At 32.0% G+C, this 23,439-nt stretch carries 21 protein-coding genes and 1 tRNA gene; 3 read left to right on the top strand and 19 right to left on the bottom strand.

Going from position 1 to position 23,439, the window contains the following annotated elements; all coding sequences use genetic code 11:
• Nucleotides 1-132 precede the first annotated feature (132 nt).
• The gene (locus OCV48_RS02775) at nt 133-1,689 is read right to left on the bottom strand and encodes a DEAD/DEAH box helicase (protein WP_394803219.1); all 1,557 of its coding nucleotides are present in this window, start codon (nt 1,687-1,689) and stop codon (nt 133-135) included.
• A 250-nt stretch (nt 1,690-1,939) separates the two neighbouring features.
• Here OCV48_RS02775 and OCV48_RS02770 point away from each other — a divergent pair, with 250 nt between their 5' ends.
• Nucleotides 1,940-3,049 carry a prephenate dehydrogenase gene (locus tag OCV48_RS02770; RefSeq protein WP_021983069.1) on the top strand — a complete coding sequence of 370 codons (1,110 nt, stop codon included), beginning with the start codon at nt 1,940-1,942 and terminating at the stop codon, nt 3,047-3,049.
• 653 nt (nt 3,050-3,702) lie between these two features.
• Here OCV48_RS02770 and OCV48_RS02765 read toward each other — a convergent pair.
• The 12 genes from OCV48_RS02765 to asd all read right to left on the bottom strand — a co-directional run bounded on the left by OCV48_RS02765 (nt 3,703) and on the right by asd (nt 15,396).
• Nucleotides 3,703-4,062, bottom strand: coding sequence for a PilZ domain-containing protein (locus tag OCV48_RS02765; RefSeq protein ID WP_147591095.1), 360 nt, complete (start codon nt 4,060-4,062; stop codon nt 3,703-3,705).
• A gap of 161 nt (nt 4,063-4,223) precedes the next feature.
• Nucleotides 4,224-5,249, bottom strand: coding sequence for a tRNA preQ1(34) S-adenosylmethionine ribosyltransferase-isomerase QueA (gene queA, locus OCV48_RS02760; RefSeq protein ID WP_021983067.1), 1,026 nt, complete (start codon nt 5,247-5,249; stop codon nt 4,224-4,226).
• A 59-nt stretch (nt 5,250-5,308) separates the two neighbouring features.
• Complete coding sequence (locus OCV48_RS02755) at nt 5,309-6,616, bottom strand: D-alanyl-D-alanine carboxypeptidase family protein (RefSeq protein WP_021983066.1); 1,308 nt, start codon at nt 6,614-6,616, stop codon at nt 5,309-5,311.
• Between the two features lie 5 nt (nt 6,617-6,621).
• Nucleotides 6,622-7,728: a metallophosphoesterase gene (locus tag OCV48_RS02750; RefSeq protein ID WP_021983065.1), complete on the bottom strand. Its 1,107-nt coding sequence runs from the start codon at nt 7,726-7,728 to the stop codon at nt 6,622-6,624.
• Nucleotides 7,721-8,080 carry an Hpt domain-containing protein gene (locus OCV48_RS02745; protein ID WP_021983064.1) on the bottom strand — a complete coding sequence of 120 codons (360 nt, stop codon included), beginning with the start codon at nt 8,078-8,080 and terminating at the stop codon, nt 7,721-7,723. The genes OCV48_RS02750 and OCV48_RS02745 overlap by 8 nt, the downstream gene beginning before the upstream one ends.
• A gap of 20 nt (nt 8,081-8,100) precedes the next feature.
• Nucleotides 8,101-8,604, bottom strand: coding sequence for a flavin reductase (locus tag OCV48_RS02740; protein WP_394803218.1), 504 nt, complete (start codon nt 8,602-8,604; stop codon nt 8,101-8,103).
• Nucleotides 8,605-8,853: 249 nt separating this feature from the next.
• A complete protein-coding gene (locus OCV48_RS02735) occupies nt 8,854-9,540 on the bottom strand; it encodes an ABC transporter ATP-binding protein (protein ID WP_021983062.1) in 687 nt (228 codons plus the stop codon).
• A gap of 82 nt (nt 9,541-9,622) precedes the next feature.
• Nucleotides 9,623-10,954, bottom strand: a complete 1,332-nt coding sequence (locus OCV48_RS02730; protein WP_147591092.1) for an FtsX-like permease family protein — start codon at nt 10,952-10,954, stop codon at nt 9,623-9,625.
• A 176-nt stretch (nt 10,955-11,130) separates the two neighbouring features.
• A complete protein-coding gene (locus OCV48_RS02725; protein WP_021983060.1) occupies nt 11,131-12,306 on the bottom strand; it encodes an FtsX-like permease family protein in 1,176 nt (391 codons plus the stop codon).
• A 132-nt stretch (nt 12,307-12,438) separates the two neighbouring features.
• The gene (locus OCV48_RS02720; RefSeq protein WP_021983059.1) at nt 12,439-12,840 is read right to left on the bottom strand and encodes a hypothetical protein; all 402 of its coding nucleotides are present in this window, start codon (nt 12,838-12,840) and stop codon (nt 12,439-12,441) included.
• A gap of 555 nt (nt 12,841-13,395) precedes the next feature.
• Nucleotides 13,396-14,094 (bottom strand): LytTR family DNA-binding domain-containing protein, encoded by a 699-nt coding sequence (locus tag OCV48_RS02715; protein WP_021983058.1) that lies wholly within the window; start codon nt 14,092-14,094, stop codon nt 13,396-13,398.
• Between the two features lie 216 nt (nt 14,095-14,310).
• Nucleotides 14,311-15,396 carry an aspartate-semialdehyde dehydrogenase gene (gene asd / locus OCV48_RS02710; protein ID WP_021983057.1) on the bottom strand — a complete coding sequence of 362 codons (1,086 nt, stop codon included), beginning with the start codon at nt 15,394-15,396 and terminating at the stop codon, nt 14,311-14,313.
• Nucleotides 15,397-15,583: 187 nt separating this feature from the next.
• Between asd and OCV48_RS02705 the strand changes: the two genes are divergently transcribed.
• Nucleotides 15,584-15,656: transfer RNA gene (locus OCV48_RS02705), tRNA-Thr, on the top strand.
• Between the two features lie 89 nt (nt 15,657-15,745).
• Here the strand turns inward: OCV48_RS02705 and OCV48_RS02700 are convergent.
• The gene (locus OCV48_RS02700) at nt 15,746-16,756 is read right to left on the bottom strand and encodes a DHH family phosphoesterase (RefSeq protein WP_021983056.1); all 1,011 of its coding nucleotides are present in this window, start codon (nt 16,754-16,756) and stop codon (nt 15,746-15,748) included.
• 247 nt (nt 16,757-17,003) lie between these two features.
• On the opposite strand from OCV48_RS02700, the gene OCV48_RS02695 reads away from it, so the two are divergent.
• Complete coding sequence (locus OCV48_RS02695) at nt 17,004-17,639, top strand: ATP-binding cassette domain-containing protein (RefSeq protein WP_021983055.1); 636 nt, start codon at nt 17,004-17,006, stop codon at nt 17,637-17,639.
• On the opposite strand, the gene nspC is transcribed toward OCV48_RS02695, so the two are convergent.
• The 5 genes from nspC to speE all read right to left on the bottom strand — a co-directional run bounded on the left by nspC (nt 17,634) and on the right by speE (nt 23,438).
• On the bottom strand, nt 17,634-18,761 hold the full coding sequence (gene nspC, locus OCV48_RS02690) for a carboxynorspermidine decarboxylase (RefSeq protein WP_021983054.1): 1,128 nt from the start codon (nt 18,759-18,761) through the stop codon (nt 17,634-17,636). The two genes, OCV48_RS02695 and nspC, sit on opposite strands and share 6 nt — an antisense overlap.
• Nucleotides 18,761-20,419, bottom strand: coding sequence for an AAA family ATPase (locus OCV48_RS02685; protein ID WP_262558712.1), 1,659 nt, complete (start codon nt 20,417-20,419; stop codon nt 18,761-18,763). Before OCV48_RS02685 ends, nspC begins: the two co-directional genes overlap by 1 nt.
• Before the next feature lie 91 nt (nt 20,420-20,510).
• A complete protein-coding gene (locus OCV48_RS02680; RefSeq protein ID WP_021983052.1) occupies nt 20,511-21,713 on the bottom strand; it encodes a saccharopine dehydrogenase family protein in 1,203 nt (400 codons plus the stop codon).
• 29 nt (nt 21,714-21,742) lie between these two features.
• A complete protein-coding gene (speB, locus tag OCV48_RS02675; RefSeq protein ID WP_021983051.1) occupies nt 21,743-22,597 on the bottom strand; it encodes an agmatinase in 855 nt (284 codons plus the stop codon).
• Nucleotides 22,587-23,438 carry a polyamine aminopropyltransferase gene (gene speE / locus OCV48_RS02670; protein ID WP_021983050.1) on the bottom strand — a complete coding sequence of 284 codons (852 nt, stop codon included), beginning with the start codon at nt 23,436-23,438 and terminating at the stop codon, nt 22,587-22,589. The genes speB and speE overlap by 11 nt, the downstream gene beginning before the upstream one ends.
• Nucleotide 23,439: the final 1 nt, after the last annotated feature.

Genomic DNA, 23,439 nt, shown 5'->3' with positions numbered 1-23,439 from the left:
GTTGTGCCAGAGGAATTGATGTTATTATGGTGCAGTAGTTCACACGTGTTTTACTTGAACATCATTTTACTATACCTGCCTTTTGCATCTGACGATATTAATTTTTATACTAATCCTCATTTACAGGCAACTTTATCGTGAAGATGGGATGCGTTGTTTTTTATCTGTTCTTCCAGACTTATCATTTTTGCCAGATTTATTGCGACTGTCATTTTTCTTCTTTTTATCTGATTTATTCTGTGCTGATAATTTATTAGATTTACCATTCTTTCTTGAGCCTGAAGATTTATCAGAATTATTATATGCTCTCTTTGAAAAACATCCTTTGCCTGAAGTCTTGTATTCCACTTTCTCAATTTCTTTAGCTTCTTCTCCCATATTAAGTCGCAAGAAAGCCGCTGCTAATTCAAGTGCTGTTATATCATCATCATTGATTTTCTGTTCAACATATTTAAGTGCTTTACTTATATCCTTATTCTGTAAGACATCTATTGCATCATTTAAACATTTTTGTGCTTTTATCTCATTTACATCATTTACTGATGGGATACTTCTTAATTTAATCTTTGTCTTGCATGATTTCTCTATTTCACGTAATTTATAGATTTCTTTACCGACAACTAATGTAAAGGATCTGCCTTTTCTTCCTGCTCTTCCGGTTCTTCCTATTCTATGAACATAATATTCAATATCCTGCGGTACATCATAATTAAATACAGCTTCTATATCATCTACGTCTATACCTCTCGCTGCCACATCTGTCGCAATGAGTATGTCTGTCTTATTATTTCTGAAACGATTCATAACCATATCTCTCTGTCTCTGTGACATATCGCCATGAAGTCCGTCTGCAAAATATCCACGTCCCTTTAATTTTTCTGCAAGCTCATCTACCATACGCTTTGTATTGCAGAAAATCATTGTTCTCTTAGGATTATAATAATCTAATAACCGGCATACAACGTCAGCCTTACTCTTACCATTTACTTCATAATAATACTGTTTAACGAGAGGAACTGTTATCTCCTTACGTGTAATCTTAATTAACTTGGCATCTCTTTGATATTTATCAGTAATATCCATTATAGCTTTTGGCATCGTAGCTGAAAATAATGCTGTCTGATGCTCTTTTGGTATCCCCTTTAATATTGTTTCTATATCCTCTCTAAAGCCCATATTAAGCATTTCATCCGCTTCATCTAACACCATTGTCTTTAAATTATTCATCTTTAAAGTATGACGTCTCATATGGTCCATAACTCTTCCAGGTGTACCGACTATAATCTGCACTCCTGTCTTAAGTGACCTTATCTGTGTATTAATATCCTGGCCTCCATAGATAGGAAGTACCTTTATTCCATGTGTAAATTTAGCTAATTTTCTTAATTCCTCTGCCGCCTGTATAGCTAATTCTCTTGTAGGGCATAAAACGATTGCCTGTATATGTTTGTCTTCCGGGTCGATATTCTGAATAAGCGGAATACCAAAAGCGGCTGTTTTACCTGTACCCGTCTGTGCCTGTCCGATAATATCATAGCCTTCTAACAATAAAGGAATAGCCTGTGCCTGTATAGGTGTCATAAGTTCGAAACCCATTTCCTTTATTCCACGAAGTATTCTTTTATCAATTGCTGAATCCTCATATCTCATTTCAACTATTTCTGTAGCACTATTAATAGTATTTTTCATTCTGTCTCCATTCCAAATGCTTTTTTCAATTAAGATGTTTTGACATCCTAATCCTTATTTTGAATATATTCTACTAGCTTCTATTGTTATTTTCAAGATAAATTGACATTACTTTTACAAATTGTTATAATATCATACGATATTTATAAAGACTTTTACTGTATTATTTATATACAAAATGAACTAATGTTTGAAGTCTGATTTATATGTTATATAGTCGGACTAATCAGCTACTAAGTATCAGGAAGGCATGGTTCTTAAGATGAGAGATTTAAAATTAGGATTTATAGGACTTGGACTTATCGGTGGTTCAATTGCTAAAGCCATCAAAAGAGTTCACCCTAATCATAAAATACTTGCATATAACAGAAGTGAAAATGCGAGGCTTACTGCACTTAATGATGGTACAGCCGACTCAGTTACGGATAAAGTTGACGAATCCTTTTCAGATTGCGACTATATCTTTCTCTGCACTCCTGTAGAGCATAATATTTCATATCTGGATATTCTAAAAGATATTATAAATGAAAACTGCATAATTACAGATGTTGGAAGTGTTAAAACAAATATTCACGTTGCAATTGCTGACAGACATTTAAACCGTCAATTCATAGGTGGACATCCTATGGCCGGCTCTGAGAAAACAGGCTATAATAATGCTTCAGGATATTTGCTTGAAAATGCTTACTATCCAATCACACCAACTGACGAAACACCTGAAGACAAGATATCTGAATTCTACGAATTAGTTGAATCTATAGGTGCAATTCCAATCGTACTTAATTATAAAGAACATGATTACGCTGTTGCAGCAATAAGCCATGTTCCTCACCTGATTGCAGCAAGCCTTGTTAATCTGGTTAAGCATAACGATTCAGAAGATGAAACAATGAAGCTGCTTGCTGCAGGAGGCTTTAAAGATATTACAAGAATAGCTTCATCTTCTCCTGAGATGTGGCAGCAGATTTGTTCAACAAACAGTGCTAATATTGTAACATTAATAGATAAATACATTACTTCACTTAGCGATATTAAAAATGCAATTAATTCAGGTAATTCTGAATATATATATGATTTATTCCATGAAAGCCGCGAATACAGAAATTCATTCTCTGATAACAGACGTGGTCCAATTACTAAAGAATATACTTTATATTGCGATATCATCGATGAATCAGGTGCAATTTCAATCATTGCAACAATCCTTGCACAGAATGATATAAGTATTAAAAATATTGGAATTATTCATAATCGTGAATTTGAGGACGGAGTTCTTAAAATTGAATTTTATAGTAAAGAAGCTCTTGATAAGGCAGATTGCAAATTAAAGAATTATAACTATAAAACTTATATTCGTTAATTAAATATTTATATACGCAGACTTCGCACATACATATGTAATTTATATTCATCTGTTAAAGCAAATTTGATATATAAATATCGAAACACCTTGTAAGAATTGCGTAAATTTGTGAGATATCTTTTTTCGGCTCTAATTTTGTGTACATTCAACGGACATACAGTTAAACCGAGATGTACGTCTATGACACACACTTTCATATTTCTTAATCTAGTGAGAGTAAATGCCGCCATCTGCAGAGGTTATTACGGTGCAGTAAATCAAACGCGCTTCGCTTGAACGGTAATTTACTGCACCGACCTTTTGCATCTGACGGCATTAACTCTCACACGATACGTCATAATTCAAGTGTGTGGCATAGACGAACACATCGGTTTAAGTGTAGGGACCTTGAATGAACATAAATAATCAAAAGAGCCGAAAAATGGATATTCACAAATTAGTAATTCTTACAAACGTTTCAATATTTATATATGCAAATTTGCTTAATACAGATAATTTAATTCTATTATGTATGTGCGAAGTATGCGTTCTATAAATATTTAATTAAGAAAAAAATATTTCTACTATCACCGAATCATCCTCATCTTATGATTCAATTTAGTAGAAATACTTTTTTATTGCATCGCATTATAGATATTATAATTATGAACCTAGTCTTCCATTTCACTTACCATTTCATAAATCTGAATCTTTAACTGGTCTGATGGCATTATGCCGATAAATCTACAGCCATATAATGTCTGTTCTTCACCATAGTTTTCCATTCTTACTATCTCTATAACTGTCTGGAATTTCTCTTTTGTCCATAATAAAACTGTTGTATCATAATAAGTATTTAATTCTAATTTCTCAGAACTTTTGAATGCCAGTCCGTCTTTAGATAAATTAACAACTTCTACTTCAAATGCATCATTCTTTAAACCATCTAAATTTCCTTTGTTTCTTACAGAGCTTAACTTAATACATGCATTGATGTCCATTCTGTTAGCTCTTCTTCTTTCCTGTGTCATAAACTCACTATGCTTTTATTTTTCCCGAAACTAATCAGGTAAATTTTAATTGAATGAATACCTCTAAAAGCATTTCTCCTCATAACATATTTTCATTCAACTTAATCCTCCTTGCCAGAACCCATTTATATACTTTCTGACATAATATAACTCATTAATTACTATGAGATAAACATAGCATCACCGAAACTAAAGAATCTGTATTTTTCTTTTACAGCTTCATTATAAGCATTCATAATATTTTCTCTGCCTGCTAATGCTGATACTAACATAAGTAATGTCGATTCAGGCAGATGGAAATTAGTAATCAATGCGTCAATTGCCTTGAACTTATATCCCGGATATATAAATATATCTGTCTCTTTACTCATTGGATGGATAATTCCATTCTCATCTGCTGCCGACTCTAGAGTTCTACAACTTGTAGTTCCTACTGCAATTATTCTGCCACCATTCTTTCTTGCTTCATTTATTCTGTCTGCTGCTTCTTTCTCCACAACAAAGAATTCTGAATGCATATGATGTTCTAATACATTGTCAACCTTTACAGGTCTGAATGTTCCAAGTCCGACATGAAGTGTAACTCTGACAATCTGTATTCCCTTGTCCTCAATTCTCTTTAGCAGACTCTCTGTAAAATGTAAACCTGCTGTCGGAGCTGCTGCTGAACCCTCATGTTTAGCATAAACTGTCTGATATCTGTTCTTATCCTGAAGCTTATGTGTAATATATGGTGGGAGCGGCATCTCTCCTAATCTATCCAGAATCTCTTCAAAAATTCCGTCATATGTAAACTTAATTAGTCTGTTGCCCTCTTCCACAACATCAATTATCTCACCTGTTAATAGTCCGTCACCAAACGAAATCTTACAACCTGGTCTTGCTTTCTTACCCGGTTTAACAAGCACTTCCCATATATCATTCTCTCTTCTCTTTAACAGAAGAACTTCTATATGTGCATCTGTTCCTATCTTAGTACCAATTAATCTTGCAGGTATAACCTTTGTATCGTTAATGACTAAACAATCTCCCGGATTAAGATAATCAATAATATTACTAAATATTTTATGTTCTATTTCACCAGTCTCCTTATTTAATAACATAAGTCTTGATGATTCTCTGTTACTAAGCGGATCCTGAGCTATAAGTTCTTTCGGCAAATCATAGTTAAAATCAGATAATTTCATTTTTTCCTCCATAGTTGAATAAAAATTATAACATTTATATTATAGAATGTCTATATGCTTTATGGCTTTTTATGGTCAACATATTTGACAACATATTCCTCTAAAGTAGTAATTTTCTCATCATGCATAGTCTGTGCAATTTCTTTTCCAACATATGTGATATGCCAAGGTTCAAAAATATATCCCGTCACATCAATTTCATTGTCCATATATCTGACAATAAAACCATATTTATATGCATTTTCATATACCCAGACAGCTTCATCACTTCCCTCAAAAGCATTGAGATTACCTCTTACCTGACTTATATCCAATGCTCGTCCTGTGTGATGTTCACTGTATCCTGCTCTTGAGCTATAAGTATCCACTTCTTCCGGAGTGTCACTTTTAAGATAATAATTATGAAGATTTCTCTGATATTCAACACTTCTATAAGAAGACACAACATATATCTTCATTCCAAGGTCTTCTAAAGCATTAATAAGCTCATGATAGGCTTTAGTCGTCTCCGGTGTTGCTACATAATCACCCTCTATGCTTACTAATTCTTCAGGCTTATAATCTTCAGATACCCTGTTGAACTTATTAATAAGGAGTGGTGATTTAGTGTTCGCATCTGCCTTTGTTGTATATGTCTCATCATAAAATTTCTGGTCTAAATTAGCATCTACTCTCCATACTACATCTTCTAATTTCATATCCGGATGTAACTTAGCATATGCATCATATCTGTCATACTTGTCCTTATCAGCATAGTAGATATCTTTATATTCATCTTCATGTTCATATACAACGGCACCCTTTTGTTTCTCTATATCTCTGCCTGATATACGCTCTACTATTGCACCTGCAAAGAATAATACAAATACCAATAATGCCAGTGTTTCAGCTTCAAACGATAAATATCTGATTTGTTTATTTCTCTTCTTTATTATACATTTCTTTCGAAATTCCGGTGAAATCTCATTAATAATCATAGTGAAAATAAAGCCGATTAATACACCAAATAATTCAAAAACATTATTTAACGGATTAAATTTATTGCAATTAATATATTGAAGTACACTAATTAATCCACCCACGCATAATACATATAATATATTCATAAGAAAATATTTGAATCTCTTGTAGATTATAGGCATAAATATTCCTGCCGGTATAAACATCACCGTTAGTTTGGCCAGCCCTATTCCATTCTCAATTACATTATTATGTAAATATTCAACAATATACACCATATAACATGAAAAACCTGCTGACATACACATATGTAACCAGTTCACTTTGATACCATTCTCATAACATTTCAAGAAAGTTATCAAATGTACAACTATCACAGCAAGTATTCCTAATATGTAATATAACATTTATCTCACCTATGCTTCTTTCCTTTAATCTCAAAATCTCCATTTTTATGAATCTTTAATAATGTTGCACCCTTATGTTCTGATAAATTCTTAGCATATAACAGACAATCAATTCCCTGTCCATATGTCAATCTTATACCTTTGTAGCTTACAGAGAAATCATTAAGATGGTCGTGACCACAGAATATTCCCTTAGTGGAATCTAATTCAAGCACTTTATCAAACAACTCTGAATCTGATTTCGAACAACTTATTGCCTCGTCTCTGCTTCCATAATAATACTCTGCCGATTTATCCGCATTGATTACCGCATTCCATGCATCATTGTACTCTCTAAGTGGAATATGGAAGAATAAATGCGACGGAACATTTCTGCCCTCTTCACTGTTAATTCTTATAGTCTCACTTGCATACCATTCTACCTGGTCCTTATGGATATAATCATAAGTTTTTTTCTGCTCAACCTTAATATATTCATTAGAATCAAGCATATAGATAACTGAATTAAGCTTTCCATTTTTATTTCTAAGCTTAACAAGATAATTTGAAAAACCTGTTATACCCTCTGTTTTCTCTGTCTCAACCATTAAGGAATGTTCTCTCTTTGACACATAGTCAGCAAGCTCTCTTCTCTTATAGATGCATCTTCCGTCTGCATCATGATTACCGAATGTAATCGCATAAGGAATTCCTATATTCTCTAATAAATTTGTCAATATTCTGAAACAGTTCAAGTTATTTCTTGAAAGAGAGATATGTGCTTTAGCACAGGCTATATCACCTGTAACCACTATCAAATCAGGCTTCGTACTTGCAATTGCTCTTTGAACAATTCTTAAAGCCTGCATATCTTCGTGTCTTGACAGATATCCTCCACCAATATGAATATCTGTTAACTGCAATACTCTGAATGGCTTATTATCTGTCTTACGAATTGCATAATATCCGTCCTCTTCTAACTCAAATGTAGAATTGACATCTATTTTACTGACTTTATCAACATAACTGTCTAAAAATTTACTTCCTCCATAGATATTTCTAACAAATGCATATGCACCTCCAGCTAATACCGAAGCACCGATCAAACCTATTAAAGGTTTCTTTTTATTCATCATATACCTCCATTATCGTATCACGTATTTCATTATACATATTACAAAATTCTTTAAATTCGCAATCTATGTTATCATAGTCCTTATGTCTTAATTTTTCAACAATATCACTGCAAATTAATTGTAAATTTTTTATAGCAAGATTAGAAAGCACACCTTTTAAAGTGTGTGCCGCAAAAAATGCTGTTTCGTAATCTTTACATTCTATACTCTTACATAACTTTTCAAAATTTTCATCTTTCAGAAAAGCCTTAAAGACATATTCTATCATTTTATCATCAAATCCCATATTATCAGTTAATTCAATAATGTCAATACCTACGTCTTTAAGCATCCCGTATCTTGAATCCATTTTCTAACCACCCCGTAATTCTATTTAACTAAAACTTTTTCTATCTCGCATATATACATAGTATGATAATCATTTTCAGGATACCATCTTGTATCAATATTCTTATCCACAAGATAATCACTGCTCATTTCCTGTGCATACAATTTCTTAACTATTAATGCTGTTTCAGCTTCTTCAAAATATGGTGTCTTATCACTAAAACATGTTGTAAGTCCTGCCTTAGCGATTTTATCTTCATTTCTTCCTGAAGTAGTTCCCATATAATTTAACATCTTTCTATATGACTCATCAAAGAAAGTAAGCGATAAAGTACCTGCCTTATCAACAAATTCTTTAGTATATCTCTGTGGTCTTATGAATACAAATGCCACTGGTTTGCCCCACATTATGCCAACACCACCCCATGATGCTGTCATAGAATTAACCTTTTCTCCATCAGAGGCTGTTACTAACATCCATTTCTTACCTATCATATCAAATGCATTATCTTTTATATCATTTGCACTAATCTCTTTAAAACTCATAATCTGACCATGCCTTTCTCAATCAAATCTATGCAATATCTAACCTTTCTATATTAATGATTAGATTAATATTAATCATTAATATCTGTTAATTAATAATGATATATTACATTTATTAAATATAATTATTAATATATTCTTTATCAATATATTTTCCGTTAAATATCGCAATCCTCTTTTTATTATATCACAATAATTCTAAAAAGTTAGCAATATATTCTAAAATATTTATTATATTTTACATTAGGATTATTTTGTTACCTGCTCTAAATCTATATCTCTGATTCTTCCATCTTCCATTTCTAATATTCTGTCAGTTTGTTTTGCAATATCCATATTATGCGTAACAATTATAACTGTTTTCCCCATACCATTGAGTTGTTTCAACACATTTATAATCTCTTCGCCTGTTTTACTGTCTAATGCTCCTGTTGGTTCATCCGCCAGTATAATATTATTGTCCGATGCAAGTGCTCTTGCTATTGCACATCTTTGCTGCTGACCTCCCGATATCTTAGTTGGAAGTTTACTCTTTAAATCATATATTCCCATTAACTCTAATTTTTCTTTTACTATTCTTTTTCTTTCACTTTTCCTGACTTTTTTAGCTAGTAAAGGTACTTCTACATTTTCAAAAACTGTATAATGATTTAACAAAGCAAAGTTCTGAAATACAAAACTAATTGATTCTTTTCTGGCCTTATGCAGTTTATTTATTTTTATTCCACTTATTTCCTGTCCATTTAAAATATAGCTTCCACTATCCATCAGATCCATACACCCTATTACATTTAAGAGTGTACTTTTACCTGAACCTGAATTACCTATAACTGCGACAAATTCGCCATCTTTTATAGTCAGATTAATATTATCAAGTGCTTTAGTTTCTTCTTTTCCATATTTGTATGTTTTACATACATCTTTTAATTCTATCATATATTATTCCAAAATCTGATTATCATTTCCTATAATCTGATTACTTATCCTTTCTACTGCAATATTTTTATGATTAATAATCTTATTTTTTACTTTCCTTAATTAAAACAGCAGGTGATTTTCTCTTGAATAAAACAATCGCTATTATTGCCGTAAATATAGCTATCGTAAATGCACAAAGTGCAACTTTCCATAATATATATTTAAGTACAACATTATATAATATTCTCATAGTATACCTGCTCACAATATCCGTATACATAAATTTCAGAATAAGATATCCTGCTCCCAGGGCAATAAAAAATGCAATAATTCCTTTCAATATATTCTGAATCAGGAATATAAAATAATGGTCGCCTGCCGAAAAACCATTTGCATATAATATTCCATAATTGCCAAAATTCTCTAACAGATGTACCACCTGCATACTTACCTGTAATACAATAACTGTTATCATAATAATGTATAATATTTGTTTTATGTAATTTACAAATGTCTTATTTTTAAAGCCTATTGTATCAAATATAATTTTGAAATTTTTTACTGCCAGAGTATAATTCATCTTTCTGCCCAGTATGGACATCTCATTTTTTAAATCATTAATAGAATATCCATCTTTAAGCTTAAAACATATTTTTTCCGGAGCTTCTATCATATTTCTTACTATAAGAATTTTATAATCCATTATCTCGTAAGCTGTTGCCTGGCCGCTTACATCTTCAATCTTAGGCATCTTATCTCCCTTTTTAATAGTACCTCCAACTATATATGTTTCACCAAATTCACTCGTTATAACTGTTCCTGGTTCTATATGTTCAAGTGCATCTCCCATATATATTATGCCCGTATATTTACTAAACATTTCATTCTCTTCATCTTCTGTATAGTCAGTTATCACATCTATTTTGAATAATTTATTATAGTCTCTTCCAACACATAATGTGCTAATACTTCTTCCTATCTCATCTTCCGTAAACATTGTATATGACTCATAGGTTTGCTCCGCTATATTAAAACTTTGAGTAAAAACTTTATTTCCATTTGTATCTGTATATAAATCTATACTCATATCTGACCACTGATACTCTATTGCTGCATCTATACCTTTATAATTGTTCAATTCATTTAAAAAGATATTAAATCTTTGCATATATTCCTTTTTAAATCGTTCAAGTCCCTCCATAGTTTCATATCTATCGTAATTATTATCATCTTCTATTGATATGATTCCTGTATTATCTAAATCTGATACAAGTATATTACTAACCATTTTTTCATTATAAATATTCATATCTACAATAAAAAGCATTACTCCTATTAGTAACAATGACACTGCCTCTAACAATATATTTCCACCCGAATTACGTTCTCTAATTAATTCATCAAATGCAATTCTTAATTTATGTTTAAACATTTTTCCTCCATAATAATCCTTATTTACGAGCGACTTTGTCGTGAGGAAGCGATGAGTAATTCGCTAAAGTGATTTCTCATCTGCCATATATGCTAATTGTTTTCGCCCCTAAACAATTAGCTGCGTGAAAAATAATCGCATCGGCATTATCTTTCACACTAATATCTCTTTGTAATCTATAGTTCCTTTAGTACTTCTGCCGGGATAATTCTATTTGAATATCGATATGCGCCAATAGAAGTTATTAATAACGTAAACACTACTGAACCTGTAATGATAAGAATATCGTATAATGTTCTATAATCAAAATTAAAACTATTCTTAATTATCAAATCAAATATTATCTTAACAACCATAGTTATAATTACTGCAATTCCAATAAGTATGCTTATTTCTTTCATTATCCAGCCATATATCTGACCTTTAGAAAAACCAAATGTATATTTTACTGCTATATCATATTTTCTTGCTTTAACCCATAGATATGTAATACAATAACAACTGTTAATACAGAATATGAATAATATCGGTAATAAAATTATATTAATATTTCTATATATAATGTTTGTCATATTCTTCTCTGTATAATCTGTTTCTTCCGTACTTACAGAAATATTTACAGGATATTCTTCTTCACACTCTGTCTTAACTTCATTAATCAGTGTAACAACTCCTTTATTTTTACCATATGCATACATACAACTCTCATCACCTGTCATAATTGTAGTTTCAAACTCAGATTCAGCATCTTTATAATATTTTGCATTTTCTATATGGTCTCCAATAAAATAGATAGATGAATCATATCCTCCAGCCTCATTATTCACAGTAATTCCAGCAACTTCATAATAACGTCCCTCTATATTCAGATAATAACTGTCTCCTATTTTATTCGTATAATCAACTATTGATTCTCCTATCACGACAACAGGTTCATTTTCACTATCTGTTTTCATTCTCTTTTTATATTCAAATGGATATATATCATCAAAATTATAGATATATGTCACAACTCGCTCTATTTCCTGACTTTCACCAATATGCACAAAATTATTGATACAGAAATTCAATTTCTTCTCTGCCATAATGTTATATATATCCTCAAATTTAATCCATTGTGATGAAGAATCAACATACATATATGTCAATTTATCTTTCTTTTCTGTTATGACTTCTGAATGTGTAAAATTAATATAATACATCTCATAACCTTTGTCAGTTGATTTACTTCCCATTACTTTATTCACGAATTCACAGGACTTCATAGCAACAAACATTGTAAGACAAAATCCGATAATAAGCAGAAGTGATGATGGGATATCTCGGAATATCTTAGTACACTTTTCACGCATTGTAACCTCCATTTAAGCTGTAGACTTATGTAATAAATATATTATAATTTAAAAATACTCTGCCATATCATAATTATTCATATCTATTAAATGATATCTAATAATTTTATGACAGAGTATTTTCTTATTTACTTATGAGCAACATACTGTCCAGCCACATTTATATTTATTATTATAATACATTTTCATTGTTGCCTGCCACGCACAATATTCCTTTTTTACAGCACTTCCTGATTTACGTCCATTATACATTTTGTAACCCATTGTGCCCAAATATGTCTTAACATCAACTTTTGTACAGTAATACTGACTGCTTGTCATCCATACTCCACTTCCTGATATTGAACCATTAGATTTTACTGTATTAACACCAGCAATTCCACTTGATATTGTTACTTTAGCAGTTCCTGATACATTAGTTGCCTTATCAGTAAAACTTCTTGTTGCTGAATCTGTTTTGGCATATACTAAAGCAGAATTAACTGCAACTATCATAATACAAATAAATAATGCTAAATTTCTCTTCTTCTTCATAAACTCTCTCCTTATAAATAAATATTAAAATAATTACATATCTATTTTATATTTTATATATGTAATATGACCTGTTAGTTACCAGAAACGTTTCTGGGGCAATTATATTATTCCATATGAATAATTGCAACAAAAATGTTCTGAATGCAAGACTTTTGTTCTGAACGCAACGTATTTAATGCGTTTTTCGACATTTTATTACTTTTACTACTAAAATTTTGTTTTAAAAATATCTACATATTTTCAAAATTTTTCATCATAAAGGCATATAATAAAAGACGGGAATAATCCCGCCTTTTATGTTTCAAATATTAATATAGTCTGATATTCATTATCTTTATTATATGCTATTCATATTTATTTTTATAAATATCTGCAATAGTATCAAACTGATTTTTTCCACAATTATCATATTCAATACCATCTATCCTAATATTTCCTGATATATGAAGTATGATTTGCTTATGTTTTCCATCTGCATAATTTATATTCTCCGCTATCCCTATACATTTATTTTCTATTATAATGTAATGATTATCCTGTTCTTTCTATGACCTATCTATCAAGCTTTCTGTTATTCATTTGGTAATTATGATATATATCCTTAAACATCTTTAACCTACGTGTTGAAATATCTATTTCCTTACCATTTATAATTGCTTTATTGCCAATAACATCATCTACATATTTCATATTAACAAGACACGATTTATGAATTTTAATAAAACAACCATACATTTTTAATTCTTCCTCCACTGACTTCAAAGTCTTTCTGATAATTTTAGCTGTCATATTCTTAAAATGAACAACTAAATATATATGTTCTACTGATATGTAAGTTATTTCATTAATTAGTTTCTTAATCTGCTTTTTATCGTCATCCTCATTTGTAAGTTTATCCGCCAGATTTCTTATAATCTGTGGCAGGCTCTCTTTTATGGTGTTTTTCATAAAGTAACCATACACTTTTATACCAAAATCAGACATTGCAAAGCTTCTCTCATCAATTCCAATAATGATTTTTGTATAATGAGAAATATTTTGTAATGTATGCTCTAATTCTACAAGAATGTCAAACGAATTGCCAATTATTAATATATTGAAGAAATCATCGGCTCTTCCTAATCTTTCTTTATCTTCTTTGGATATAACCACAATTTCATTTATAATCTCCATATTACATAACTCATTATTAACTATTTCTTTAACTTCCTCTAATTCATTCTTATCAAAATTATATAGTCCAACTCTCACTTTTTCTTATATCCTCCGTTATCTATACACTTTTCTCTTTATATGTTAATTATTATTTAAAATTCTACTTTATCCTCTGTTAATATTCCATATTATACCATTTTATCTAAATGAAGTCAAAATACAAACAGCCGGCTTTCTGGTAACTAAATTCACCAAAAAACCGGCTGTAACTCATACATTATTTTCTTACTATATAAATATATAATATACTAATTATTTTGCCTGAATATATCCCTGAGCTTTAAGTAATTCAGCGCAAAGTACTGCACCACCTGCTGCACCTCTTACTGTATTATGAGATAATCCAACGAATTTATAATCATAAACTGTATCTTCTCTTAAACGTCCTACTGAAACGCCCATACCATTTTCATAATTAACATCTAATGAAACCTGTGGACGATTATCTTCTTCAAGATACTGGATAAACTGCTTTGGAGCACTTGGAAGTTCTAATTCCTGTGGAACACCACTAAATGTAACTAATTTCTCGATTAACTGCTCTTTAGTTGGTTTCTTCTTGAACTTAACAAATACTGCTGCTGTATGTCCGTTAAGAACAGGTACTCTTATACACTGTGTTGTGATAACAGGAGATTCAGCTTTCTTGATTACTCCATCTTCTACTTTACCCCATAATCTTAATGGTTCCTGCTCACTCTTTTCTTCTTCGCCGCCGATAAACGGAATAATGTTACCCTCCATCTCTGGCCAGTCTTTAAATGTCTTACCTGCACCTGAAATAGCCTGATATGTAGTAGCTACTACTTCGTATGGCTCAAATTCTTTCCATGCTGTAAGTACAGGAGCATAACTCTGGATTGAGCAGTTAGGTTTTACTGCTACGAAACCTCTTGTTGTTCCAAGACGTTTCTTCTGTGACTCTATAACTTTGAAATGTTCAGGATTAATTTCTGGAACTACCATTGGCACATCAGGTGTCCATCTGTGTGCACTGTTGTTTGATACAACAGGTGTTTCTGTCTTAGCGTATGCTTCTTCAATAGCTTTAATCTCATCTTTAGTCATATCTACTGCACTAAATACGAAATCTACTGTTGCAGCAACTTTTTCAACTTCATTAACATTTAATACTACTAATTTCTTAACTGCTTCCGGCATTGGAGTATCCATTTTCCAACGTCCTCCTACAGCTTCTTCATATGTCTTTCCTGCTGAACGTGGACTTGCTGCTACTGTAACTACTTCAAACCAAGGGTGATTCTCAAGGAGTGAGATAAATCTCTGTCCTACCATACCTGTTGCACCTAAAATTCCGACTCTTAATTTCTGACTCATATTTTCACCTCATATATTTTAAATGTAAATTTATTATCGCTATTGTTTCTGTCCGTCTATCACGTACAACTGTTTGCGACGTATGTATACTATACCACATTTTTTTCAAAATGCAACTACTTTTTAAATTTTATATTGAATATTTTTCATTTTTTTTATATAATATAAGTAGTGTGCTAATCACATTGCTTCTGTGGCTCAGTTGGTAGAGCAACGCATTCGTAATGCGTGGGTCGTGGGTTCGAATCCCATCGGAAGCTTTCTATTGTATGAAATATATAAAAATACCGACCTTTAAACGCAAGATTTCAAAGTCTTAGATTAAAAGGCCGGTATTTATTTATATAAACTATTTAACTGTTCTCATATTATATTTCTCATATCTGATAACAGTATCTATAAAATTATTCTCAATATGTTCAATTAATTCATCTACTTTTTCATGAGATTCAGTAAATGGTACAAAACCTCCTGCCATAGACGGATGTCCACCACCACTTCCAATTCCTAATAAGGCATCATTAGTCAATTGTCCCGCATCAAATGATGATACATCACTTCTTACAGAGATTTTGATTCCGTCAACCTTAATTGAATATACTACGCACAGATTGACGCCTGCAATAAGTAACATAAAGTCAGATATTGATGCTATTAATGGTTCAGGGCAATGATTTCCTGTATTCGCAAAGCTTATATTGTCATATACCTTTATACTCTTAATTGCATTGGCATAAGCTGTCAAATCTCCAAATTGCAACGTACTCGTCTCTAATGAATTAATTAAATCAATATCACACAGATTGTATAGTGAATAGAACATATTGAGATCAAGATCCGATACACCTCTTGATAAGTTAGCAGTATCAACCTTAATTCCAAACATAAGCGCTGTTGCAACATTTCTGTCAATCTTTATATTATTAGATATAAAATATGCCGCTATAATAGATGCACACGCACCTACTCTAGGTCTTATATCACAGAACTTATAATCAGCCATCCCAAATGATGGATGGTGGTCTATACACATAGTAATATGACCTTCTAAATTCTTAAGATTAGCATTACCAGCCTGCGAATCAACTAAAATAATCTCGTCTTCTTTCGTAATATCCTTAACTTCACTTAAATGCTTTATATCGATTTCTAAACTTTCTATCATCTTCTTTGTACTATATTTATCAATCCTTCCCTGATAACATATTGTACTTCTTATTCCATTCTTCTCTAATAATACCTGAAGCCCGAATGCACTTGCAATAGCATCTGGATCTGGAAAGTTATGTGTCTGAATATATATATGCTCTTTATCTATACATTCTAACATTTTCTCTAAATTAGTTTTTTTATCTTCCAAAGAATTTTCCCCCATTGTTTTTTCTTATAATTTTATCACTATCTTCTTGTATGACTTGCATAATGTTATAATTATACCCTAATACACCTTTTAAATCAATCACATTATAAGCTTTTTGACATACTATATAATATGATATTGATGTCACAAGCTACCCTGCTAACTGTTTCGTACATTGCACTCCCACACGCCTGACATCTATTATAATACATATAATATCTATAATGTAAAATGTGGAGGTCATTCGATGAAACCAATTCTTAAATTAAATAATATTTCATTTTCGTATATGTCAGCATCAGAACAGATAACAATAATTGACAGCCTCTCATTAGAAGTATTTCCTGGTGAAATTATATCTATAATCGGTCCTGAAAAATGTGGTAAAAGCACCATACTTTCTATAATCTGCGGTCTGACCAGTCCCACCTGCGGATATATAAGCTGCAATAAAACCCATATCGGATATATGGTTCAGAATGGCGATTTATTCCAATGGCATAATATCTACCGTAATTTCTCGAAATACTATAATAATCCACCAGCCCTCTATAAACACCCTGAAATCAATTCATCTTTTTCTGAAAAATGTTCAAACATTAATTCCTGCAAATGCTGTGATAAAAAAGCTGCTCTTATCAAAGTTCTTGCTTCTGAGCCTGATTTACTTCTTTTAGATGAGCCTTTTACCTCATTTAACAGTGAAGCCCGTTCAGCTATCAGAACAGATATTATTAATCTTATTCATTTAGAACACAAAAGTGCTATTTTTATATCTTCTAATATTGATGAGGCTTTATCAATCAGTGACAGAGTCATAATTCTTTCTAAAATGCCTTGCAGAATAATTAAAGAATTCCGTACTGACAACAACCTGTTATGATAATCTCATTTTGAAGTCATCATAACCAAATTCTTTTATAATTTGTATCTCTCCGTCTTTTTCATATGCAATTGATGGAAGCTTCATTCCATTAAATGTATTAGTTTTAACCATAGAATAAATTGCCATATCACAGAACTTAATCCTGTCTCCGACTTTCAACGGCTCTTTAAAATAATAATCGCCAATTATATCTCCGGCAAGACATGTAGGACCTCCAAGTCTGTATCTGATACCATTATTATCGCAGGTTTTGTCACATATTAATGGTGTATATGGCATTTCTAAGACATCAGGCATATGGCAGGCTGCTGAAGTATCTAAAATTGCAATGTTTCTTTCATTTTCAATAATGTCTAAAACAGTTGTAACAAGATAGCCTGCATTGAGTGCAACCGCTTCTCCAGGTTCAATATACACTTCAAGATTATATTTCTCTTTCATATGAATTATGCATTTTATCAATGTTTCGATATCGTAATCTTCTCTTGTTATATGATGTCCGCCACCGAAATTAATCCATTCCATATCATACAATGCATATCCGAATTTTTCTTCGATTATTTCAAGAGTTTTAAGTAAATCATCTGAATTCTGCTCACATAATGTATGAAAATGTAAGCCTGATATTCCATCTAAATCAGCTTTCTTAAAATTATCTAATGTTATTCCCATTCTCGAATATTTAGCACATGGATCATATATCTCATGACCCTCCTGTGTTGAATATTCAGGATTAATTCTAAGGCCGTACTTCTTGCCTGCCTTAATTGCCTTTTCCTTATATCTGCTCCATTGTGACTGGGAATTAAATACTATATGGTCACAGATTTCTAAGATTTCATCTATCTCATCATCTCTGTAAGCGGCTGAATATACGTGTGTTTCACCGCCCATATATTCTTTACCAAGTCTGGCTTCGTATAGTCCACTTGCTGTTGTCCCTGATAAATATTTACCAATCAGCGGATATGTATAAAACATTGAAAAACATTTCTGTGCTAACAGAATATGACAACCTGTTCTATCCATAACATTTCTTAAGATTTTCAGATTTTTCTCTAGCAAATCTTCCTCCACCACAAAGCATGGAGTAGGAATATTATCATACGTATACTTCATTATAAATCTTCCTTTTCAATTGTAAGCAATGCATCACCATTTATTTCATCATATGACTTCTTCATAAGTCTCTCTGCCTGCTTTGCAACAACATTTTCAAAATAATTTCGTATTTCTCTTGCGTTAGCAAAATTTTCGCCTGCATTAGCAACCATAACACCAATTTTAAGGGCAAGCTCTTCTTTAACACCCTCTCCTATTATAAAGTCCTGAGATGTACACATTTCAATAAATATATCAACTAACTGACTAACCGAATAGTCTTCAAACTGTATATATTTGTTAAATCTTGAACGAAGTCCCGGATTAGAGTCTAAAAATTTCTCCATAGGCTCAGGATAACCCGCAACAATTACAATCAGTCTGTCTCTGTTATCCTCCATTAGTTTAAGCAATGTATCAACTGCCTCTTGTCCAAAATCTCCGCCATTATTCTCATAACTTGTAAGTGCATATGCTTCATCAATAAACAGTATACCACCCATAGCTTTCTCAACGACTTCCTGAACCTTTTCGGCAGTCTGTCCCATATAACCTGCAACAAGTCCTGAACGGTCTGTTTCTGTTAAATCACCCTTTTCTAGCAATCCAAGGCATTTATATATCTGACCGATTTTTCTTGCAACCGTTGTCTTACCTGTTCCCGGATTACCTATGAATACAAGATGATTGCTCATTACAGGATATTTTAAGCCTCTTTCTTTTCTTATCTTCTGCACCTGTAAAATGTTTACAAGACTGTGAATCTCTTTCTTCACTCCGTCTAAACCAATCATTGAATCTATATCATCAAGTAAAGCCTTGATATTAGCTGAAGGTTCCATATTTCCATCTACATATCTATGATAATCAGGATTATTTCTTAATGATTCAGGTACTTTATTTTCATACATTTCTTTAACAGAGCCACTCATTGAATAATCTCTTTTTATACTAAAATTGATATTCACACTTTCACTTTTTGAGCTGCCTTTTAAATCATAATATCCGGTAAAACTTTTATCTCCGGAATAAGGATTATAATACGCATTTTCATCTCTCATATTTGCACGCGCATAGAAATTTTGTGATTTATCAGTATAATCGCCTCTGCTTAACATTACCTTATTGAAATTAGATTCTGTTTTATCAATTTCTACTTCATCAAAATATATATCCATATCTTCTGCATTCAGAATAAGATTGAGAATATTTCTTAACATATCTTCAAATGCCATCATCTGGTATGGAAACTGTATTGTATTACTACTTATTACACCATATCCGAACTGTTTTAATGCTTTGTATAGAATTCTTGTATCCTTAAGAAAAATATTCATTGATTTCTTCATGATTTTTCTTTCTTCACTAAGCACATATAGTATTGATTTTGGAATCTTTGTCAAAAAATTATTTTTAAGACAGACATCTTCCCAATAATATTTTCTAAGAAGCTCTTCATTTTCAATAATGTCGAATGTAGAACATAGAATTTTCTTCTCTCTGTAGCACAAAACACCATCCATAGTTGCAAGTAAATATCCCATGCGCAGTAAGTCATCCTGAAAATATTCCTGCAATTCTCCTTTATCAAATAAATATCCGTTTCCTTCATATTTTTCACATATATAAAGTGCCTGTCTAATACTTAATTTATATATTTCAAAATTATCTTCCATAAAACTCTCCATTTTGCAAACTTATCATATTGTAGAAATTATCGCAAAACATTGAATTCTGTTCTGCAATAATTTCTACATCTATTTCTGATTAATCTACTAATACTGGATTAAAATCTTCTTCCCAAGGAAGTCCAAACTTATTAAGTGCTTCCATAAATGGATCAGGATCAAATTCCTCGATATTAAATACACCAGGACCTTTCCACACACCTGTCATTACAAGCATTGCACCAATCATTGCAGGAACACCTGTTGTATAACTGATTGCCTGTGAACCAACCTCTTTATAGCATTCCTGATGGTCACAAATATTATACAGATAATATGTCTTATCTTTGCCATCTTTCTTGCCTCTGAATATACATCCTATATTAGTCTTTCCAACTGTTCTTGAACCTAAACTTGCAGGATCAGGTAATACCGCCTTTAGAAATTGTAATGGTACAATTTGTTTTCCTTCAAATTCTATAGGTTCAATTGATGTCATTCCAACATTTTCTAAACATTTAAGATGTGTAAGATAGCTCTGTCCAAACGTCATAAAGAATCTGATTCTCTTAATTCCCGGTATATTTATTCCAAGTGATTCTAATTCCTCATGATGTAAAAGATACATATCTTTTTTACCTACACCTTTAAAATTATACTCTCTTTTTATTTCTATCGGCTTAGTTTCAACCCACTTTCCATCTTCCCAATAACTTCCATTTGCCGAAACTTCTCTTATATTAATCTCAGGATTAAAATTTGTAGCAAAAGGATAGCCATGATCGCCGCCATTACAATCCAGTATATCTATATAATTAATTTCATCAAATTCATGTTTTAAGGCATATGCACTGAATACACCTGTTACTCCCGGATCAAAACCACTTCCTAAGAGTGCTGTTATTCCTGCTTCCTTGAATTTCTCACGATATGCCCACTGCCATTTATATTCAAACTTCGCTGTGTCAAGAGGTTCATAATTAGCTGTATCTACATAATGTGTCTTAGTTGCAAGGCACGCATCCATTATTGTTAAATCCTGATAAGGAAGAGCAAGATTCAATACAACATCAGGCTTAAATCCATTAATAAGTTCAATTAATTCATCTACACTATCTGCATCTACCTTTGCTGTATGTATAATTGTTTTTGTCTTATCTTTTAATTCTTCTTTTAATTTATCACATTTACTCTTTGTTCTGCTTGCAATCATTATTTCTTCAAATACTTCACTGTTCTGACAGCATTTATGGATTGCAACTCCTGCAACTCCACCACAACCTATTATTAAAGCTTTACCCATTCTGATTCACCATTTTAACCTTTCTTACATTAATTTTTTCTTATGGAAAGTAATAATTCTCTTATAATCTTGCATGCAACCGCTGTAGATACTCCTGAAGTATCTAAATTAGGTGCCAGTTCATTAACGTCCATTCCTACAATATTTAATTCTGATACTTTTATAATCGCACTGAGAAGTTCTAGGAATGTAACGCCTCCAGCTTCCGGAGTTCCTGTTCCAGGAAATATCGATGGATCTAACACATCTAAATCGATAGTAAAATATACCGGATAACCTTTACATTCTCTTATAGCATCTTCTAATCTGTCAAAATTGAACTTATTAAGTGTTGTATGTTCTTTTGCCCAGTAGAATTCATTTCTTTCACCACTTCTTATACCGAACTGATATATTCTGTCATCTCCTACAAGGTCCCATATTCTTCTGATAACTGAAGCATGTGAAAGATTTTCACCTAAATACTCATCTCTCAGGTCTGTATGGGCATCGAAATGGATCACCCTTACATTCGGATATTTTTCATAAACCTTTTCAAATGCACCTAATGTCACTAAATGTTCTCCACCGATCATACATGGTATCTTTCCATTTTCAAGAATTAAAGCAGTCCTTTCACCAATCATATCAAGAGCTTTTCTCGGATTGCCAAATGGCAGTTCTATATCCCCGCCATCGAATACCTTAATATCCTCTAAATCTCTGTCCTGATATGGACTATATGTCTCAATTCCATATGACTCACTTCTTATTGTCTTACTTGCAAAACGTGTACCAGGTCTGTATGATGTTGTCGAATCAAATGGAGCACCAAATATAACAATATCCGCATTTTCAAAATCAGATTCACAACCAATAAAGTTTTCAATATTTCTATTCCACATCTCTTAACAGCTCCTCTACATAATTAGGAAGTGCAAATGCACCAACATGAAGTCTGGTATTATAATACCTTGTCTGTATACCTAACATATCCCATTTAGCACCGCTAAAGTCCTTGGTCGGATGATATTTCTTAGATGAAAATCCAAATAACCAATGTCCTGACGGATATGTAGGAATATGTGCCTGATATACCTTACTTATCTTAAAACTTTCAACTATACGCTTATGTGCTCTTTGCATAGCCAGTGCATCTTCACTATAGAATGGACTTTCATGCTGATTAACTATTATACCATCTTCTTTAAGTGCTTTATAGCAATTACCATAGAATTCCTTGGTAAAAAGTCCTTCGCCTGGTCCAAACGGGTCCGTAGAATCTACAATTATTAAATCATATTCATTTTCGTGGTTGCGCACGTATTTAAGACCATCCTGATATGTAATATGGACTCTTTCATCATCTAAGCTGCATGCTGTAAGCGGAAGATATTTTTTACACACTTCTACGACAAGTTCATCTATTTCAACCATATCTATGTGTTCAATGGAAGAATATCTGCATAATTCTCTTATTACACCACCATCTCCTGCGCCTATAACTAATACCTTCTTTACATTAGGATGAACCGCCATTGGTACATGTACAATCATCTCATGATATATAAATTCGTCTTTTTCAGTAAGCATCATATATCCATCGAGAGTCAGAAATCTTCCAAATTCCTTTGAATCAAATACATCTATTCTCTGATAATCACTCTGTGTACTAAATAATTGTCTGTTAACTTTAATTGAAAAATTAACATCTGATGTATGTTTTTCAGTAAACCATAATTCCATC

The sequence above is a fragment of the Bovifimicola ammoniilytica genome (assembly GCF_025567085.1).
Taxonomy (GTDB): Bacteria; Bacillota; Clostridia; order Lachnospirales; family Lachnospiraceae; genus Bovifimicola; species Bovifimicola ammoniilytica.
The sequence above is the reverse complement of the archived record's forward strand: the minus strand, read 5'-3'. Positions and strand labels throughout refer to the sequence as shown.

Excerpts from the sequence above, each read along its gene's own strand:
- OCV48_RS02775 (WP_394803219.1), bottom strand. The coding sequence starts at position 1,689 with ATGAAAAATACTATTAATAGTGCTACAGAAATAGTTGAAATGAGATAT.
- OCV48_RS02770 (WP_021983069.1), top strand. The coding sequence starts at position 1,940 with ATGGTTCTTAAGATGAGAGATTTAAAATTAGGATTTATAGGACTTGGA.
- OCV48_RS02765 (WP_147591095.1), bottom strand. The coding sequence starts at position 4,062 with ATGACACAGGAAAGAAGAAGAGCTAACAGAATGGACATCAATGCATGT.
- queA (WP_021983067.1), bottom strand. The coding sequence starts at position 5,249 with ATGAAATTATCTGATTTTAACTATGATTTGCCGAAAGAACTTATAGCT.
- OCV48_RS02755 (WP_021983066.1), bottom strand. The coding sequence starts at position 6,616 with ATGTTATATTACATATTAGGAATACTTGCTGTGATAGTTGTACATTTG.
- OCV48_RS02750 (WP_021983065.1), bottom strand. The coding sequence starts at position 7,728 with ATGAATAAAAAGAAACCTTTAATAGGTTTGATCGGTGCTTCGGTATTA.
- OCV48_RS02745 (WP_021983064.1), bottom strand. The coding sequence starts at position 8,080 with ATGGATTCAAGATACGGGATGCTTAAAGACGTAGGTATTGACATTATT.
- OCV48_RS02740 (WP_394803218.1), bottom strand. The coding sequence starts at position 8,604 with ATGAGTTTTAAAGAGATTAGTGCAAATGATATAAAAGATAATGCATTT.
- OCV48_RS02735 (WP_021983062.1), bottom strand. The coding sequence starts at position 9,540 with ATGATAGAATTAAAAGATGTATGTAAAACATACAAATATGGAAAAGAA.
- OCV48_RS02730 (WP_147591092.1), bottom strand. The coding sequence starts at position 10,954 with ATGTTTAAACATAAATTAAGAATTGCATTTGATGAATTAATTAGAGAA.
- OCV48_RS02725 (WP_021983060.1), bottom strand. The coding sequence starts at position 12,306 with ATGCGTGAAAAGTGTACTAAGATATTCCGAGATATCCCATCATCACTT.
- OCV48_RS02720 (WP_021983059.1), bottom strand. The coding sequence starts at position 12,840 with ATGAAGAAGAAGAGAAATTTAGCATTATTTATTTGTATTATGATAGTT.
- asd (WP_021983057.1), bottom strand. The coding sequence starts at position 15,396 with ATGAGTCAGAAATTAAGAGTCGGAATTTTAGGTGCAACAGGTATGGTA.
- OCV48_RS02695 (WP_021983055.1), top strand. The coding sequence starts at position 17,004 with ATGAAACCAATTCTTAAATTAAATAATATTTCATTTTCGTATATGTCA.
- nspC (WP_021983054.1), bottom strand. The coding sequence starts at position 18,761 with ATGAAGTATACGTATGATAATATTCCTACTCCATGCTTTGTGGTGGAG.
- OCV48_RS02685 (WP_262558712.1), bottom strand. The coding sequence starts at position 20,419 with ATGGAAGATAATTTTGAAATATATAAATTAAGTATTAGACAGGCACTT.
- OCV48_RS02680 (WP_021983052.1), bottom strand. The coding sequence starts at position 21,713 with ATGGGTAAAGCTTTAATAATAGGTTGTGGTGGAGTTGCAGGAGTTGCA.
- speB (WP_021983051.1), bottom strand. The coding sequence starts at position 22,597 with ATGTGGAATAGAAATATTGAAAACTTTATTGGTTGTGAATCTGATTTT.
- speE (WP_021983050.1), bottom strand. The coding sequence starts at position 23,438 with ATGGAATTATGGTTTACTGAAAAACATACATCAGATGTTAATTTTTCA.